This is a genomic window from Pseudomonas salicis (assembly GCF_057128705.1).
In genome coordinates this window covers 490,924-507,958 of record NZ_JBSKHU010000006.1, presented here as the reverse complement: position 1 = coordinate 507,958, position 17,035 = coordinate 490,924, and the positions used below count along the sequence as shown (strand labels likewise).

At 59.4% G+C, this 17,035-nt stretch carries 14 protein-coding genes; 11 read left to right on the top strand and 3 right to left on the bottom strand.

The genetic code is table 11. The features are described 5' to 3' along the window. Positions 1 to 50: 50 nt before the first annotated feature. A complete protein-coding gene (gene polA / locus ACWKWE_RS23720; RefSeq protein ID WP_166593875.1) occupies positions 51 to 2,816 on the top strand; it encodes a DNA polymerase I in 2,766 nt (921 codons plus the stop codon). 324 nt (positions 2,817 to 3,140) lie between these two features. Here polA and yihA read toward each other — a convergent pair whose 3' ends face one another. Beyond that, positions 3,141 to 3,776 carry a ribosome biogenesis GTP-binding protein YihA/YsxC gene (yihA, locus tag ACWKWE_RS23715; protein WP_062386430.1) on the bottom strand — a complete coding sequence of 212 codons (636 nt, stop codon included), beginning with the start codon at positions 3,774 to 3,776 and terminating at the stop codon, positions 3,141 to 3,143. 174 nt (positions 3,777 to 3,950) lie between these two features. Here yihA and ACWKWE_RS23710 point away from each other — a divergent pair, with 174 nt between their 5' ends. The 6 genes from ACWKWE_RS23710 to ACWKWE_RS23685 all read left to right on the top strand — a co-directional run bounded on the left by ACWKWE_RS23710 (position 3,951) and on the right by ACWKWE_RS23685 (position 11,043). Beyond that, the gene (locus tag ACWKWE_RS23710; protein ID WP_341961148.1) at positions 3,951 to 4,568 is read left to right on the top strand and encodes a c-type cytochrome; all 618 of its coding nucleotides are present in this window, start codon (positions 3,951 to 3,953) and stop codon (positions 4,566 to 4,568) included. Between the two features lie 202 nt (positions 4,569 to 4,770). Next, positions 4,771 to 5,409, top strand: a complete 639-nt coding sequence (locus ACWKWE_RS23705; RefSeq protein ID WP_166593877.1) for a thiol:disulfide interchange protein DsbA/DsbL — start codon at positions 4,771 to 4,773, stop codon at positions 5,407 to 5,409. A gap of 6 nt (positions 5,410 to 5,415) precedes the next feature. Further along, complete coding sequence (locus ACWKWE_RS23700) at positions 5,416 to 6,297, top strand: endonuclease/exonuclease/phosphatase family protein (RefSeq protein WP_371928481.1); 882 nt, start codon at positions 5,416 to 5,418, stop codon at positions 6,295 to 6,297. Continuing rightward, positions 6,294 to 8,468 (top strand): GGDEF domain-containing protein, encoded by a 2,175-nt coding sequence (locus ACWKWE_RS23695; RefSeq protein WP_483851872.1) that lies wholly within the window; start codon positions 6,294 to 6,296, stop codon positions 8,466 to 8,468. Before ACWKWE_RS23700 ends, ACWKWE_RS23695 begins: the two co-directional genes overlap by 4 nt. Positions 8,469 to 8,565: 97 nt before the next feature. Continuing rightward, positions 8,566 to 9,342 (top strand): N-acetylmuramoyl-L-alanine amidase, encoded by a 777-nt coding sequence (locus ACWKWE_RS23690; protein ID WP_483851871.1) that lies wholly within the window; start codon positions 8,566 to 8,568, stop codon positions 9,340 to 9,342. An 81-nt stretch (positions 9,343 to 9,423) separates the two neighbouring features. Then, on the top strand, positions 9,424 to 11,043 hold the full coding sequence (locus ACWKWE_RS23685) for an EAL domain-containing protein (protein ID WP_483851870.1): 1,620 nt from the start codon (positions 9,424 to 9,426) through the stop codon (positions 11,041 to 11,043). A 180-nt stretch (positions 11,044 to 11,223) separates the two neighbouring features. On the opposite strand, the gene ACWKWE_RS23680 is transcribed toward ACWKWE_RS23685, so the two are convergent. Then, positions 11,224 to 13,011 carry a KinB sensor domain-containing domain gene (locus ACWKWE_RS23680; protein WP_483851869.1) on the bottom strand — a complete coding sequence of 596 codons (1,788 nt, stop codon included), beginning with the start codon at positions 13,009 to 13,011 and terminating at the stop codon, positions 11,224 to 11,226. A 10-nt stretch (positions 13,012 to 13,021) separates the two neighbouring features. Beyond that, on the bottom strand, positions 13,022 to 14,368 hold the full coding sequence (gene algB, locus ACWKWE_RS23675; RefSeq protein ID WP_166593883.1) for a sigma-54-dependent response regulator transcription factor AlgB: 1,347 nt from the start codon (positions 14,366 to 14,368) through the stop codon (positions 13,022 to 13,024). Positions 14,369 to 14,629: 261 nt separating this feature from the next. On the opposite strand from algB, the gene ACWKWE_RS23670 reads away from it, so the two are divergent. The 4 genes from ACWKWE_RS23670 to ACWKWE_RS23655 all read left to right on the top strand — a co-directional run bounded on the left by ACWKWE_RS23670 (position 14,630) and on the right by ACWKWE_RS23655 (position 16,787). Continuing rightward, entirely contained in the window at positions 14,630 to 15,481 is an 852-nt protein-coding gene (locus ACWKWE_RS23670) for a BON domain-containing protein (protein WP_483851868.1), read from the top strand. 292 nt (positions 15,482 to 15,773) lie between these two features. Beyond that, a complete protein-coding gene (locus ACWKWE_RS23665) occupies positions 15,774 to 16,061 on the top strand; it encodes a hypothetical protein (protein WP_483851867.1) in 288 nt (95 codons plus the stop codon). Positions 16,062 to 16,149: 88 nt separating this feature from the next. Then, on the top strand, positions 16,150 to 16,314 hold the full coding sequence (locus ACWKWE_RS23660) for a DUF1328 domain-containing protein (RefSeq protein ID WP_025257796.1): 165 nt from the start codon (positions 16,150 to 16,152) through the stop codon (positions 16,312 to 16,314). A gap of 5 nt (positions 16,315 to 16,319) precedes the next feature. Continuing rightward, complete coding sequence (locus ACWKWE_RS23655) at positions 16,320 to 16,787, top strand: inhibitor of vertebrate lysozyme family protein (RefSeq protein WP_483851866.1); 468 nt, start codon at positions 16,320 to 16,322, stop codon at positions 16,785 to 16,787. The last annotated feature ends 248 nt before the right edge of the window (positions 16,788 to 17,035 follow it).

Below are 17,035 nucleotides of genomic sequence, written 5' to 3'. Positions count from 1 at the left end.
ACGGTCCTCGCATTCTAGCGCCGACCCCGCCGAAAAGGTTGATCCCTCACATGAGTCAAGCGCCTCTCGTCCTGGTGGACGGTTCTTCTTACCTGTACCGCGCCTTCCATGCGCTGCCGCCACTCACCACGTCCAAAGGCCTGCCCACCGGTGCGGTCAAGGGCGTGCTGAACATGCTCAAGAGCCTGCGTAAACAGTATCCAGACAGCCCGTTTGCCGTGGTTTTCGACGCCAAAGGCGGCACGTTCCGTGACGAGATGTTTGCCGAATACAAGGCCAATCGTCCAAGCATGCCTGACGACATGCGTGTGCAAATCGACTTCCTGCACAACTGCGTGCGTGGCTTGGGCTATCCATTGCTGTGCGTCGAAGGCGTCGAAGCTGACGACGTGATCGGCACGCTCGCGCGCAGCAGTGCGGCGGCTGATCGTCCTGTGATCATTTCTACCGGCGACAAGGACATGGCGCAGCTGGTGGACGGGCACATTACGCTGGTCAACACCATGACCGGTAGCGTGCTGGACGTGGCTGGCGTGAAGGAGAAATTTGGCGTCGGTCCTGAGCACATCATCGACTATCTGGCCTTGATGGGCGACAAAGTCGACAACATTCCCGGCGTTCCCGGCGTAGGCGAAAAGACCGCTGCTGGTCTGCTGGTGGGTATCAACGGCGGCCTCAAAGAGCTTTACGAGAATCTCGACAAGGTGCCGACGCTGGCGATTCGCGGCGCGAAGTCTTTGCCTGCCAAACTTGAAGAGCACAAGGAGATGGCCTTTCTGTCCTATCAACTGGCGACCATCAAGATCGATGTGCCGCTGGACATCGAACTGGATGCCCTGCACTGCGGCGAGCCGGATCGAGAGGCGCTGCTGGCGCTGTATACCGAGCTGGAGTTCAAGAGCTGGATCAATGACCTGCAACGGGACGCCAAGCAGGAAGGCACCGAAATCGCTACACCTGAAGAGCCTGCCCCGGTCATCGAAGCCAAATACGAACTGATTCTGGAACAGACCCAGTTCGACGACTGGCTGAAAAAGCTCAAGGCCGCCAAGCTGTTTGCCTTTGTCGTGCAGAGCAACGGCACCGACGCCCAGCGCGCACAGATCGTCGGCCTGTCGTTCGCCATCAAAACCCACGAAGCCTGCTACATCCCGCTGACCCACTCCTACATGGGCGTGCCGCAGCAGCTGGATCGCGACGCGGTGCTCAACGCCGTCAAGCCGATGCTCGAAGACGCGAGCAAGGTCAAAGTCGGTCAGCACGCCAAATTCGCGATTAACCTGCTGGCAAACTGCGCCATTGGTGGCGATCAGGCCCAAGGCATCCATGTGCAGGGCGTGAAATTCGACACCATGCTCGAATCCTACGTGCTGGACTCGACCGCCACCCGCCACGACCGCGACAGCCTGGTCGCAAAATACCTGGACCACACGCCGGTCAATTTCCAGGACATCGCGGGCAAAGGCGTCAAACAGCTGAGTTTCGACCAGATTGCCTTGGAGCAGGCAGGCATCTACGCCGCTGAAGAAGTGGACCTGACCCTGCGCCTGCACGAAGTCTTGCAAGAAAAGCTGGCGAAGACGCCAACGCTGGCCCCGGTGTTGAACGACATCGAGATGCCGCTGATGCCGGTGCTGGCGCGCATCGAGCGTCAGGGCGCGTATGTCGATGCCAAACTGCTGGGGATTCAGAGCGTCGAGCTGGGCAACAAGATGACCGAGCTGGAGCGTGAGGCGTTTGCCATCGCGGGCGAAGAATTCAACCTCGGCTCGCCGAAGCAGTTGGGAGTGATTCTTTACGAAAAACTCGGCATGCCGATCATCAGCAAGACCGCCACGGGTCAGCCCTCAACAGCAGAAGCGGTGTTGGCAGAACTGGCCGAGCAGGAATTCCCGCTGCCCAAGGTGCTGATGCAGTACCGCTCGATGAGCAAGCTGAAAAGCACTTACACCGACCGGCTGCCGGAGCAGATCAACCCGCGCACCGGCCGGGTCCACACTTCTTATCATCAGGCCGTGGCGGTGACCGGGCGTCTGTCGTCCAGCGATCCGAACCTGCAAAACATCCCGATCCGCACTGCCGAAGGCCGCCGGATTCGTCAGGCGTTCGTCGCGCCCAAAGGCTACAAGCTGCTGGCGGCGGACTATTCGCAGATCGAGCTGCGGATCATGGCGCATCTGGCGAAAGACGAAGGCCTGTTGCACGCCTTCCGCAACGATCTGGACGTGCACCGCGCCACGGCCGGTGAAGTGTTTGGCGTTGAACTGGCCGATGTCACCAACGACATGCGCCGCAGTGCCAAGGCGATCAACTTCGGGCTGATCTACGGCATGAGCGCATTTGGTCTGGCCAAGCAGATCGGCGTGGATCGTAAGCAATCTCAGGCGTACGTCGACCGTTACTTCGCGCGCTATCCGGGCGTGCTCGATTACATGGAGCGCACTCGTACCCAGGCCGCCGAGCAAGGCTTCGTCGAGACTATCTTCGGCCGTCGCCTGTACCTGCCGGACATCAACGCGAAAAACCAGGCCCTGCGCAAAGGCGCCGAACGCATGGCGATCAACGCACCGATGCAAGGCACGGCGGCGGACATCATCAAACGCGCCATGGTCGCTGTGAATGGCTGGCTGGAGTCGTCAGAGCTGGATGCACGGGTCATCCTGCAGGTTCACGACGAATTGGTGCTGGAAGTGCGCGAGGAGCTGGTCGAGCAGATCAGCCAGGACATCCGCGTGCACATGAGCGGCGCCGCAGAGCTGGACGTGCCTTTGCTGGTGGAAGTGGGTGTTGGCAACAACTGGGATGAGGCGCATTGAGCCAAACCTGAAGACATCTGTTGTAGGAGCGCGCTTGCCCGCGATGGCGTTCGTCCAGCCCCAATAGGTTGAATGACACAGCCCAATCGCGGGCAAGCGCGCTCCTACAGGTCACCAATTCCCAACGGCCAACAGAAAATTTCCCCGGTTTTTGAACTTCTTCGTCCATACCCCGGTCAGAGGTTGCGAATGGCTGACGTAGCCATTCATGCTCCTATGTTGTGTTAAGTGTTGGCAGATATCCGGACTTTTCCCTAAAGGTCTGGACTTAGACCCCGAACTTCCCCTCCCCATATGAAGTCCGGGGTTTTTTTTGCCTGCGATTCAGGCCGCAGGTGCTTTGTCTTCCAGCTCCATCCAGTCGGCGAGGACGGTGTACGCCTCTTCCAGCCCCATGCGTTTGGGGGCCGAAAACAGCTGAATGGTCACAGCGTCGCCCCAACCTTTGCGGATCTCCGACTGCACTTTGAGCAGCGTGTTCTTCGCCGCGCCGAAAGTCAGCTTGTCGGCCTTGGTCAGCAGAATGTGCATCGGCATGCCGCTGGCGATGGCCCAGTCGAGCATCAACAGGTCGAAATCCGTCATCGGGTGGCGGATGTCCATCATCAGGATCAGACCTTTCAAGCTTTCCCGGCTGCCCAGATACGCTTCCAGGTGACGTTGCCAGTGTTGCTTGAGCGGAATCGGCACCTTTGCGTAACCGTAACCTGGCAGGTCGACCAGGCGGCGATCGTCGTCCAGACTGAAGAAGTTCAGCAGTTGCGTACGACCGGGCGTTTTCGAGGTGCGGGCCAGGCTGGCGTGGGTCAGGGTGTTCAGCGCGCTGGATTTACCGGCGTTGGAGCGACCGGCGAAGGCCACTTCGAAACCTTCGTCATCGGGGCATTGGTCGACTTTGGCGGCGCTGAGCATGAACTTGGCTTGTTGGCACAGGCCGAGGATCGGGTTCTTGAGTTGCATGGGATATCCGGTGAGGCGTTGCGGCGAGGGTGCGGCAACGTGTGTCATTTTCCGTTCGATGGGCGCAAGTATATATTGCCGCAGATTTTGTGTGTGCTTGTCCCGTCCACAGGGTGAAGTTCGCAGAAGTCGGACTAACCTTACATCAACAACAAAAATGAGTTGGATCAGCCGATGAACAAGCTATTGGTGAGTCTGCTCCTGCTGCTGGGCATTACCGGCGCAGCGCGAGCCGCTGATGTGGTCGTGGGAGACCCCGCCGCTGGCCAGGCGAAAACCGCTGTGTGTGGTGCCTGTCATGGCCCGGATGGTAACAGCATGGCTCCCAATTTTCCGAAACTGGCCGGACAGGGCCAGCGCTATCTGCTCAAACAACTGCACGAAATAAAAGACGGCAAGCGCACCGTGCTGGAAATGACCGGGATGCTGAACGCCCTCAATGATCAGGACCTGGCGGACATCGCCGCTTATTTCTCCGGCCAGAAAGGCAGCGTCGGTGCGGCGGACGCCAACCTGGTGGCGCGGGGCGAAGCACTGTTTCGCGGCGGCAAGATTGATCAGGGGATGCCCGCGTGTACAGGCTGTCATTCACCCAACGGCGCTGGTAACGCGGCGGCAGGCTTTCCGCATTTGGGTGGGCAGCATGCGGACTATGTGAAAAAGCAGCTGACGGCCTTCCGCGAAGGTGACCGCACAAACGATGGCGACACCATGGTCATGCGCACCATTGCATCCAAACTCAGCAACAAGGATATCGACGCGTTGGCGGCCTACATACAGGGTCTTCATTAAGTCTGGATTAACGCTAAAGCCTTGATTCAGGGCCATTCGACGGCCGGAAAACGTCGTTCACGTTTATCGTGCAGGCGGGCTAAAAAGGGTAGCGAACGGCTGCCCTTTTTTGTGCGCGCAAGCGTTACACTTGCGAACTCACATCACCCCGCCGGGTCCAACTGCGGCCATCGTGGTGACTTTTCATGCCCAGGAGTTAAGCATGCGTAATCTGATTCTCAGCGCCGCTCTGGTGTTCACCAGTCTGTTCGGTCTGACCGCTCAAGCGGCAGAGCCGATCGAAGCTGGCAAGCAATATGTCCAGCTGAGCAGCGCCGTTCCGGTCGCCGAGCCAGGCAAGATCGAAGTCGTTGAAATGTTCTGGTATGGCTGCCCACACTGCTACGCGTTCGAGCCGACCATCAATCCATGGGTTGAAAAGCTCCCGGCTGACGTTCACTTCATCCGCATCCCGGCGATGTTCGGCGGCCCATGGGATGCCCACGGCCAACTGTTCATCACGCTGGACACCATGGGTGTAGAGCACAAGATTCACACTGCTGTGTTCGATGCCATCCAGAAAGGCGGCAAGCGTCTGACCGACCCGAACGACATGGCTGACTTCGTCGCCACTCAAGGTGTCGATAAGCAGAAATTCCTCGAAACCTACAACTCGTTCGCGGTTAAGGGCAAGATCGCTCAATACAAGGACCTGGCCAAGAAGTACGAAATCACTGGCGTCCCTACCATGATCGTCAACGGCAAATACCGTTTCGACCTGGGCACGGCCGGTGGTGCTGAGCAAGCGCTGGATGTGGCCGATCAGTTGATCGCCAAAGAACGCGCAACGCTTGCCAAGTAAGCGCCGATCATGACGCGCTGGGGTACTGAACGCACCGTTGCCCGGCATATCCCCAAGGTCAACGAGCGACACCTGCAAGAAACCGGATTGCCTGCCGATGGCCGGCTCCGGTTGCTCAGCTTCAACATTCAGGTGGGCATCAGTACCGAGCGCTATCGGCATTACCTGACCCGAGGCTGGCAGCATTTGCTGCCCCACACCGGTCGGGCTGGAAACCTGCAAAAGATCGGCAACCTGCTGAACGACTATGATCTGGTCGCGTTGCAGGAAGTCGATGGCGGCAGCCTAAGGTCAGGCTACGTCAATCAAGTCGAACACCTCGCCCAGCTCGGATCATTCCCGTACTGGCACCAGCAGCTTAACCGTAACCTCGGACGTTTCGCCCAGCACAGCAATGGCGTGCTGAGTCGTCTGCGCCCGTGGGACATCGAAGATCATCCGTTGCCCGGCCCCTCGGGTCGCGGCGCGATTCTGGTCCGCTTCGGTGAAGGTGAAGACGCGTTGGTCGTGGTCGTCATGCACCTCGCACTCGGGGCGCGCACCCGAACCCGGCAACTGGCGTACATCCGCGAGCTGATCGGTGGCTACAAGCATCAGGTGCTGATGGGCGATATGAACACCCACGCAGCGGACCTTTTGGAAACCTCCCCCCTGCGCGATCTGGGCCTGCTTGCGCCTCAGATCGAAGCCACATTTCCCAGCTGGCGCCCGCAGCGCTGTCTGGACCACATTCTTCTCAGCCCGACCCTGACGCTTGAAAAAGTGCAGGTGCTGGCTCAGCCCATTTCCGATCATCTGCCGGTTGCGGTGGAGATTCGCTTGCCGGCCTCATTAATCGGTGACTCCCTGCCGATAACAAGCACATCTCCCCGTGAGCCCTCGGAATGAGCGACGAAGCCCAACGCTGGAAAGAAAAATACCTCAAGAGCATCGAGCAACAGGACAAGCTCGAAAAGCGCTGGAATGCCCGTCTCGACCTGCTGCGGCGTGGTCTCGTGCGCAGCAGCCTGGCGGCTGAAGGCGCTGACAAGGCAGTCGATCAGTGCATGAAAGAAATGCGCGAAATCGTGCGCAAGGACGACATGGATGCCGGACTGGCGGCACTGATTCCACGGCTCGAAAAGGCGGTGCTGGATTCCGAACAGCGCCGCGAACAGCGTATCGAGCAAATGGGCACGGCGCTGACCTCGCTGGTCACTCAATTGCAGTCTTTGCCTCTGCCTCGCGAAGTCGCCAAGCCACTCAAACGCTTTGCCAAGAACCTCGAAGACCGCGTCAATCAAGCCCGTGAGTTGCCGTTGCTGCTGAGTGAGCTCAGCGGTTTGCAAGGCCAGGCATTGTCGCAGGTCGAACACCCGGAAGGCGCGAGCCGGCCAGGCTTCTTGCAGCGTTTGTTCGGTAATCGTGATTCGGCAGCCGACGGCACTGACGCCTCGCACCTGCCTGATCACCCCGTTGCCGAGGCGCCCAAGCCGATTGCGCCGGTCAAGACTCGCAATGATGACGACGATGACGAGGTGCCTGCCGCGCCGGTCGCGCAAACGGCGCAGTGGACTAACGAAGCCCCTCCCGCCGAGCTTCCAGCCATGGTTGAGCCTCCTGTCTCGCGCGCCGATGCTGCTGCGCCAGTCGAGGCCCCCGAGACGGTGGCGATGGCCCCGTCCCACGAGGTCAAGCCTGCCCCTGAACCTCGGTCGATCGAGCAACTGGAGAGCGAAGTTCCTATCGCCGAGGCAGCCCCATCGCCCGTGGCAGTGGTCGAGTCGCCTGCGGTCGTCGAGCCCGAGCCTGCGGATGTGGTCAGTGAAGTGCCGCTGAGTGACGAAAACAAGACGGGCGAAGAGACGTCCAGCGAAGAACAAGCCATTGAGGCTGCCGAGGCTGAGAGGGTGGAAGACGAGGTCGCTCAGGAAGCGATCGATGACCGTGCCAATGACGAACAGGCCGACGAAGACGAGGCCGATGAGACTGAAGAGGAGGGTCCTTATGCGCTGCCGTCCTCTCCCGAGCCTAGCTACAGCTCTGTCGCCGCGCACATTGAAGAGACATTGCTGGGTCTTCTCAACGATCTGACCCTGCCCGAGCACCACCGGCCCCAGGCCGAAGCCATGCGCGTCAGGCTTGAGCATGGGCTGAACTGGTACGAACTGCTGCCGATCCTCGATGACCTTGCCGTGCTGATGCTGGCCATCACCGACAGCGGCCAGCACGAATTCGAGCTTTATCTCAAACAACTGAACGAGCGTCTGGAGTCATTCCAGGCGAATCTGCAAGCGGCCAGCGACGATCACGCAGGGCAGCAGACCGCCTCCCGCGAAATGAGTGATCAGTTGCGCGAGCATGTCGGTGATTTGCAGAGCAGTGTGCAGGAAGCGGCTGATCTCACCAGCCTGAAAACGATTCTGGAAACCCGGCTGGAAGGTTTGCTGGGCACCATGGACGCGCATCAGCAGCAACGCGATGAGCGCGAGCAGGAAGTCGCATCGCGGTTGCAGTCCCTCGCCAGCCGCGTGGCGACCATGGAGCAGGAAGCGGTTGGCTTCCGTGCGCACCTTGAAGAGCAGCGGCAAAAAGCCCTGATCGATACGCTGACAGGGTTGCCCAACCGTGCCGCCTGGAATGAGCGCCTGGAGCACGAAGTCGCTCAATTGCAGAAGCGGCGCTCCAACTTGCTGCTCGGCATTCTCGATCTGGACCATTTCAAGCGCATCAACGACGGCTACGGTCATCTGGCGGGCGACAAGGTGTTGAAGATCGTCGCCGCACAGCTGAAGAAGCGTTTGCGGTCCTCGGATTTCATCGCCCGTTTTGGCGGTGAAGAGTTCGTGGTGCTGCTTCCTGACACTCAGTTGCCCGATGGCGTGGCGCTGCTGGAGCGACTGCGAGAAGCCGTCGAACAATGCCCGTTTCACTTCAAAGGCGAGCCGGTGACAATCACGGTCTCGATGGGCGTCACCCTCTTCAAACCGGGTGAACGCAGTGATCTGGTGCTTAAACGGGCAGACGAGGCCCTGTACCGGGCCAAGGACAGCGGTCGGAATCGCATCGAGCAAGGGTGAGACAGCACGCGTTCAGTTTCGGCCTATCGCAACTTTGGGCGCCGCGCTGGCATTACGTTACACTGTTGCATTACTTGCCTCAGTGTTCTGCCTTTTTATGAAGTCTTATTGCGTACTTTTCCTCGCCCTGCTGCTGACAGCTTGCTCCAGCGGACCGAAGCTGGACACCAGCCATCCTTCGGCAAATTTCGACAGCCGCGCCCAGTTCGTGGTGGTCCATTACACCTCTGCCTCTCTGGATCGCTCCCTCGCGTTGCTGACCCATGGCGAAGTCAGCGCTCACTACCTGATCGGCGATGGCCCTGCCACGACCTACAAACTGGTGGATGAAAGTCAGCGCGCCTGGCATGCCGGGGAAAGCGAATGGGACGGCCGCACCTGGCTCAATTCCAGCAGCATCGGCATCGAGATCGTCAATCCGGGCTATCGCGACACACCGACCGGGCGCCTGTGGTACCCATACAGCGAAGCGCAGATTCAAGCGCTGATCGTGCTGCTGAAAGACATCGTCAAACGCAACAAGATCGAACCCCGTCATGTGATCGGCCACAGTGACATTGCGCCCTTACGCAAACTTGATCCGGGGCCGTTGTTCCCGTGGAAGCGTTTGGCTCAGGAAGGGCTTGGCATCTGGCCGGACGAGCAGCAGGTCGCCCAACAGCAGGCGCAGATGACGGGCGTGGTGCCGAGCGTCACCTGGTTCCAGCAACAATTGGCGATGCTGGGTTATCCGACCCCGCAAACGGGCGAGTGGGATATTGCGACGCGCCACGTCCTGAGGGCGTTCCAGATGCACTATCGACCGCAGAAATTTGACGGCGAGCCGGACCTGCAAAGCGCGGCGATCCTGCAGGTATTGAATTCAAAGCACTAAATTTTTCTTAGGGCCGCTTTTTAACGGGCTATTTCTGCGCTTGTTGCTATACCTCATGGGTATTCCACTGGATATTGGCCGATGTTCACGGCTTCACCGCAGTTGCGCTCAGTCTTCTACCGCCCTTCGCTCCTGGCTTTGCTGGCAGCGTTGTTGAGTGCGGTCGTGCTGCTGGCGGGCAGTTTCGGGCTGGCGATGCATCAGGCCAAGCAGGAAGAAAGCGCGCAGATGAATGCTCAGGGCGAGCGTTTTCTGGTGCGTCTGGAGCAGCTTTTCGACCAGCTCCGCGCTGGCCTTGATCAGCTCGAAGCCCAGCCCTTGCGTGGTTGTAGTCCGGAAATGGTCGAGCAATTGCGTCAGGTAAACTCGCGCTACCGCTTCATTTATGAAGTCGCGTACGTCAGTGAGGCTCAAACCTGTTCCAGTTGGACGCGCGAGAGCATGATCGGCAAGCCCCGAGCACCGGACATTCGCGGCCCTATCTACGATTACTGGCTCAACACCTCGACTCAACCGGACGATAACCTCGCCTCGCTGATGCTGGGCAGGGGTGATTTTCGCGTATCAACGTCACGCGGCCATTTGACCGACGTGGTCGATCTGCCTGCAGGCGGGAGCCTGGTTGTGGTGCTCGATCAGGGTAAAAAAGCCGTCCCGGTGCTCGGGCCGCCCCAAGCGTGGCCGCCTACGCCCGACTGGTCGCCAACGACCATCGAGACATTGATCACCACTCAGGACAAGTTGGTCTACCGGATGCCCACGCAGAGTCCGGAATACCAGTTGGTCCTGATCACGCCGCGTAACGGCTTGCAACAGAAAATCACCGGCGCCTGGTGGCTGCTGGTTCCCGCTAGCGTGTTGGTCTCGTTGTGCATCGGGATTCTGGTGTTGCAGCTCGTTCGGCAACGCCAGTCGCTGGGTGGGGAATTGCACGGTGCGCTCCGTCGGGGCGAGTTGAAGGTTCTGTACCAACCCATCTTCGACCTGAATACCCGCTTGTGCGTGGGCGCTGAGGCACTGGTGCGTTGGCGACGACCTGACGGCACGCTAACCAGCCCCGACCTCTTCATTCCGCTGGCCGAAAACACCGGGCAGATTCGTCAGATCACTGATTTCGTGTTGCAGCAGTTGCTTGAGCAGCTCGGGCAACTGCTGCGCGCCAATCCGCATTTGTACGTGTCGGTAAACCTGGCAGCCTGCGATGTGATGGCACCTCGGATTGGTCGAGTGACTGCAAAGCTGCTGGCGTTGCATCGCGTTGCAGCCCGGCAGATTGCGTTTGAAGTGACCGAGCGGGGGTTAGTGGACGTGGTGGTCGCACGCAATCACCTGCAAGCGTTGCGTGACCGCGGGCATCAGGTGCTGATCGACGACTTCGGGACGGGGTATTGCAGCCTGGCGTACTTGCAAACCTTGCCGGTGGATTGTTTGAAGATCGACAAGGCCTTCATTGATGCCCTTGGTCATGACGCCGCCAGTAGCGGCGTTGCTCCACACATCATCCGCATGGCCCACGCCCTGCAATTGAAAGTGATCGCCGAGGGTATCGAATTCGAATCTCAAGCCCTGTTACTCAAGAGCGAGGGCGTGATCTACGGCCAAGGCTGGCTCTTCGCCCGGCCTCTGACAGCAGCCAAATTCACCGAACTGGTGACCGGTGGGCGGCGCAATGCCGGACGCAGGGCCGATGATGTGGCGTGATGGGTTTAGTGGTTACGAAGTCAGCACTGGCCCTCTGTAGGAGCGAATTCATTCGCGAGAGGCGGGTGCATCCAACAGACATCTTTCGTCTGTACCACCGCATCGCGAATGAATTCGCTCCCACATGGGGCAGTGTTTATTCTGCGAGGGTTAAGCAGCGTCCAGGCTTGCGAACGATGCCTACAACGGCAACGCCATATAAAACTGCGTGCCTTGCCCCGGCCGTGAGTACACGCCCATGCGTCCGCCGTGGAGTTGGACGATTTCCTTGCACAGCGCCAGTCCCAGTCCCGCGCCACCTTTCTTGCGCCCGACCTGCACAAACGGTTCGAAGATCCGGGCCTGCTGGCCGTAGGCGATGCCCTCGCCGTTGTCTTCGACGCTGATGATCAGCCGCTCCCCGTGTCGACGCGCCTGGAGCCGGATGAGCCCGGATTGCGGCGTGTGGCGCAGGGCATTGTCGAGGAGGTTGTCCAATACGCGGTCCAACTGGACCTTGTCGGCCTGCAGACGTGGCAAGGGTTCCTGCATTTCCAGCAGGACCATTACGTCCTGTTCCTGCGCGGTTTCGGCAAAGCGCTGACGCGCCTCAGTGAGCAGGTCATTAACATCACAGGGCGCCAGCGCGAGTTTTTGCAGGCCATTCTGGTAGCGCGAGAAATTCAGCAGGTCGTTGATCAGCTGCATCAGCCGCTGCATCTCTTCATTGACGGTCTTCAGCAAGTCCGTTTCCCGGGAATCGGGGGCGAAGTGCACGCGCTCCTGCAACAGCCCGAACGCCATGTGCATGCCGGTCACCGGGGTGCGCAATTCGTGGGAGGCGCGAAGCACGAATTCGCTGCGCACCCGTTCGAAGGCCCGCTGCTCCGTCACATCGTGCAACACCATCACCGCCCCGAGGATGTGGCCTTTGGTGTGGCTGACAGGGGTCAGGCTGTAGGTCAGCAGGCGGGTTTCGCCGTCGACCTCGATAGACAAGTCTTCCGGCGCTCGCTCCAGCGTTCCGCCGCGCAGCACCAGGTACAACTGCTCATCCAGTTCCGGACGCTGCAACGCTTCACCCAGTCCTTGGCCCAAACGTCCCTCTTCCCAACCCAGCTGCCGCTGCGCGACCGGGTTCAGGTGTTCGAGGCGGCCTTGGCGGTCGATCATCAACAGCCCGTCGTCGATGCTGTCGAGGACCGCTTGCAGCCGCTGCTGACCGGCGAGCAGCTCATCCACGTTGGTGACCTGATGCTGACGCAGGGCCTCGGCCATGATGCCGAAGCGACGCGTCAGCAAATTCATCTCGGCAGAGGATGAAATGGGCAGCAGCACTTCAAAGTTGCCTTGGCCAATGTTGTCCGCCGCCTTGGCCAACGCCTCGATAGGGGCGCCAAAACGGCGGGCGATGCCGTGGGCCGTGACGAAACCGATGGCGAGCACCGCCAACCCGACCAGCCCTAATAAAGCAGCCACCCACAGCGCGCGAGTTCGCGAGGCGCTTTCAGCCTGGCTGATGTTTTCCAGCGCCTGACGATGGGCGTCGAGCAAGCCATTGCGTAGCGCGTTGAAGGCCGTGGTGACCGTCTTGTCGTCATTCAGTGCATCGGCTGAGTCGCCCGCTTCTTCCAGCGACTTGAGGAATCGCTCGTAATCCACCCGCGCTTTCTCGAAACCGCTGTGGATGTTGGTCTGCTGATCGTGATCGATGCCTTGATCGAGCAAATCCTGGAACTGTGCCTGATTCTGCTTGAGCGCCACTTGATCGGGACGGTCCTTGAGCAGCATCACCAACTGATCGCCGAGGTTCTGGCGCAGTTTGAGGCCGATATCGAGCGTGATGAAGTTGTGGTGGATCAAATCCTCCTGGGACTTGGCCATCTGCATGACGCTGACCAGACCTAGTATCAGCCCCAGCAACGCAACGGTCATCAGCGCCGAAATGCTGAGGAACAGTCGGGTGCGCAACTTCATCGCGAACTTCATGGGCGCCCTGTCACAAGTTGTACTGCTTGCGTTTGCGGTACAACGTCGAGGCATCGATGCCCAGCGTGCGCGCAGCCTGATCGAGGGTATCGCTGGTGGCCAGCACGGCGCCGATGTGCGCTTTTTCCAGTTCGTCCAGACTCAACGCGGCGCCCACACGTGGTGCATTGTTGGTCGGTTGTTCACCCATCCCCAAGTGGGTGATTTCGACCTTCTCTTGAGGGCAGATAATGCTGGCCCGCTCGATCACGTTACGCAGTTCGCGAATGTTGCCCGGCCAGCGGTAGTTCACCAGCGCGCTGCGGGCTTCTTCACTGAAACCACGGGCAGGGCGACCGTATTCCTTGACGAAACGGGCCAAAAAGCGGTCCGCCAGCGTCAGGATGTCCTCGCCGCGCTCACGCAACGGCGGCAGGTGCAGCGTGATCACGTTCAAGCGATACAGCAGGTCCTCGCGGAAACGGCCTTCGCGAACCATGTCTTCCAGATTCAGGTTGGTGGCCGCAAGGATGCGCACGTCGGCACGGCGGGTAACAGGGTCGCCTACGCGCTCGTACTCTTTGTCCTGAATGAAACGCAGCAGTTTGGGCTGCAATGTCAGTGGGAAATCGCCGATTTCGTCGAGGAACAATGTACCGCCGTCTGCCTGATTGACCCGGCCCAGTGTGCTTTCGCTCGCCCCGGTGAAGGCGCCGCGGCTGTGACCGAACAGCTCGCTTTCCATCAGCTCGGCGGTGAGCGACGGACAGTTGATGGTCACGCAGGCTTTTTTCGCCCGTTTGCTCCAGCCGTGAATCGCCCGCGCCAGCTCGCCTTTACCGGTTCCGGATTCGCCGAGGATCAGGATGTTGGCGTCGGTGTTCGCCACTTGGCGAGCTGTTTCCAGAATCGCCATCATCGACGGGCTGTGGGAATCCAGACCGTCCTTGGGTTTGCGCACTTCGCCTTCCAGCGCTTCCAGACGCGCCGACAACTGACGCACCTCCAATTGTTTGGCGGTCGCCAGACGCAACTGATCAGGGCTGCACGGTTTCACGAGATAATCCGCCGCACCGGCCTGGATGGCGTCCACGGCAGTGTCCACCGCCGAATGTGCGGTCACGATGACCACGCGCATCCACGGCGCCTGAATGCGCATCTGCGCCAACACGTCGAGACCGTTGTCTTCACCCAGACGCAGGTCCAGAAAGCACACGTCGAACACTTGACGTTGCAACAGCGCCTCGGCCTGTGCCGCACTGTTGGCGGTGGCGACGCTGTAGCCTTCATCTTCCAGGCAATAGCGGAAGGTGCGAAGGATGGCGGATTCATCATCCACAAGCAGAATACGGCCCTGATTCTCAGTGGCTGCTTCCATTTTTCCTACGCTCCTAAATGAATGATCTTGGTTAGTCCCGGAAAAATCGGGCAAGTTGCATGGTTCATTCTGATTGATTCAATGCGATGCCGGGTAGTTATCTGGCGAAATTTCAGACAACAGATTGATCTACGTCCTACAGCGCCGACTCTCTGTCTGGTGCAGAGATCGTGATCTGCATCGCCATCCTCGGGTGTAGAACGTCTGAGCGAATGGAAAGTCTCTCCAGTAGCACCTTTTGGAACTGTCTGGAGAATTGCCATGCACCCGCTCAAGAAAATCGCCTTGGCTGTGGCCACCACCGGCTGGCTCGCGACGATGCCGGTCGCGCACGCCGCGCAAGGCGATGTGCAAACGCAACTGGCCGAAGCGCGTCAGGAAGGTTCGATATGGACGGCCTTCGCACTCAATCGCCATTTGAGCCCGTTCAACATTGGCGTAAAGGTTGAGCAAGGCACAGCCATTCTGACCGGCAAGGTAGAGAACGAGGTGGACAAGGAGTTGGCGACGCAAATCGCCGGCGATACGCAAGGCATCAACAAGGTCGACAATCAGCTGCAGATCGATCCGGGGGTCGCAGCGGAGCCCGGCACCAAAGCCAACATGGCGCAGCGCTTCGACGACGCCACGCTGACCGCGACGATCAAGTCCAAGCTGCTGTGGAACAGCGTCACCGAAGGACTGAACATCGATGTCGCGTCCGCCAAGGGCGTGGTGACGTTGAAGGGCCAGGCAAAAGATGCCGAGGCCAAGCAACTGGCGGGCAGCCTGGCGAGCAACACTGACGGCGTGACGGAAGTGAATAACCTCATCAGCGTCAGCGCACGCGACACCCAAGCCATCAAAGAGCAGAGCGAAGCGCAGGCCAACAGCGTGCGTGAAGAGTTCAGCGACGCGTGGATCACCAGCAAGGTGAAGTCCAGCCTCATCTATAGCCGCAATCTCGATGGCCTGAATATAAAGGTGGAGACCAAAGGCGGCGTGGTGAGCCTGGATGGCGTGGTGGCCAACTACGCCGAGAAAGAGCTGGCCGTTGAAATTGCTCGCAACATTCGAGGGGTCAAAGGCGTGGATGCCGATACCTTACGGGTGATGACCCGTAGTGCCGGTTGATGACACAGCCTCTCTAGAGCAGCGGGTTTGTCGGCGGTGGCGTCCTTGACGCCTGCCGCAACCGGCCAGCCCGCCGCTAAAGGCCGCGACACTTTGCCCCACCTCTTCGTGCAATACGCACGATGTCAAATGTTCAATCGTGCAGCTTGCTCGTAGGAAGCTTCATCACATCATTGCTAAGCGACTGATTTATAAAGGCTTTATTGGATCAAAAAAGCTGGCACACAGGCTGCAATATCTCTAGCAACAAGGTCTGAACCGTCGACCGACAAGATTGCCTGGAGCCCACTGCATGAACACTCAACGCCTCGCCACTCTGCGTATCTCTCCACTGCACCTGCAGCAAGGTTTGTTCGCCAGCCTGGCGTTGATGATCACGCTGATCGCCGTTCAGCAGTTCGCACACTGGACCCAGAAACAGCAAGAGGTTGTCCAGATTCACCACGCCTATAGCCATGCAGCGCCTTTCGCCAAAGCGAGCGCGCTCAAGGCCACTGATGTAGGCCTGAGTCTGCAACCGGTTGAAGACGCCGCTGCCGCCGTTGAGCAAGCGCCGCGTCAACAGAGTTGGGTTTTCTGACCAGCAATGGCGAAGACGCAATCTATGCCGAGGTTCTTATCCGATACCTCGCTGTAGCTGAAAATTAAAAACAGTAAGGAGAATCACCATGTTGAGCTGGGCTATCACATTTCTGATCATCGCTATCGTCGCTGCAGTTCTGGGCTTTGGTGGCATCGCAGGCACCGCCACGGGTATCGCCAAGATTCTCTTTATCGTGTTCCTGGTGATGTTCGTCGTGTCGTTCTTCTTCGGTCGTCGTGGTCGAGGCTAACCAGAATGATCCGCAAGCACTTCCATGCCATGACGCTGGCGCTCCTCACGAGCGCCAGCGCCATGGCAATGGCAGCAAACGACGGTCAGGCGCGGGTGAATGAGCTGTTGAGCTCTGATCCCGAGTATCGCCAGACCTGGTCAAGCGTTGTGAAGAAAGAGGAACGGTTGCCCGATTGGGTAATCAATCTGTCTGGCGCATCGGACCAGATGAATGCCGTGACTGAAGGCGGTGACAAATACCTGGTAGGGCCTCTCTGCGAAACCCAGGACACGTGCACCCATAACCGGCTCATCGTAGCGTTCAGTCTCGACAAGTCGCACGCCTATGCCATGTTGGTCGAGGTCCCAGCGGGCCTGCCGGCGGACAAGTCCCCGACACGCCACGCTGAATACCGTTTCATCGGTAAGCCGGACGAAGGCATGCAAGGCCTTCTCAAAGAGCAGCTGCAGAAAGATCCGAACTGGTACTGATTCAAATGAAGGAAGACCGAATGTCGTTGGGTCTTCCCGAAAGCCGCGCAGCCCGAGGAGGGTCTGTGCGTGACCAAGGGGCCGGGGCGCTCTGACCAATGGAGTGGTTGCAGCGCGCCAGGTGTACAGGGAGTACTCCCATTCGTGGGCCGGGTCAGGAAGCCGCACCGCAAGTCCATCGTCCGATCGCCTTTGAGTGGCGAGCCGACAGTGGGCTTGCGACGCGCAAACGATAAGTTCGTATAACC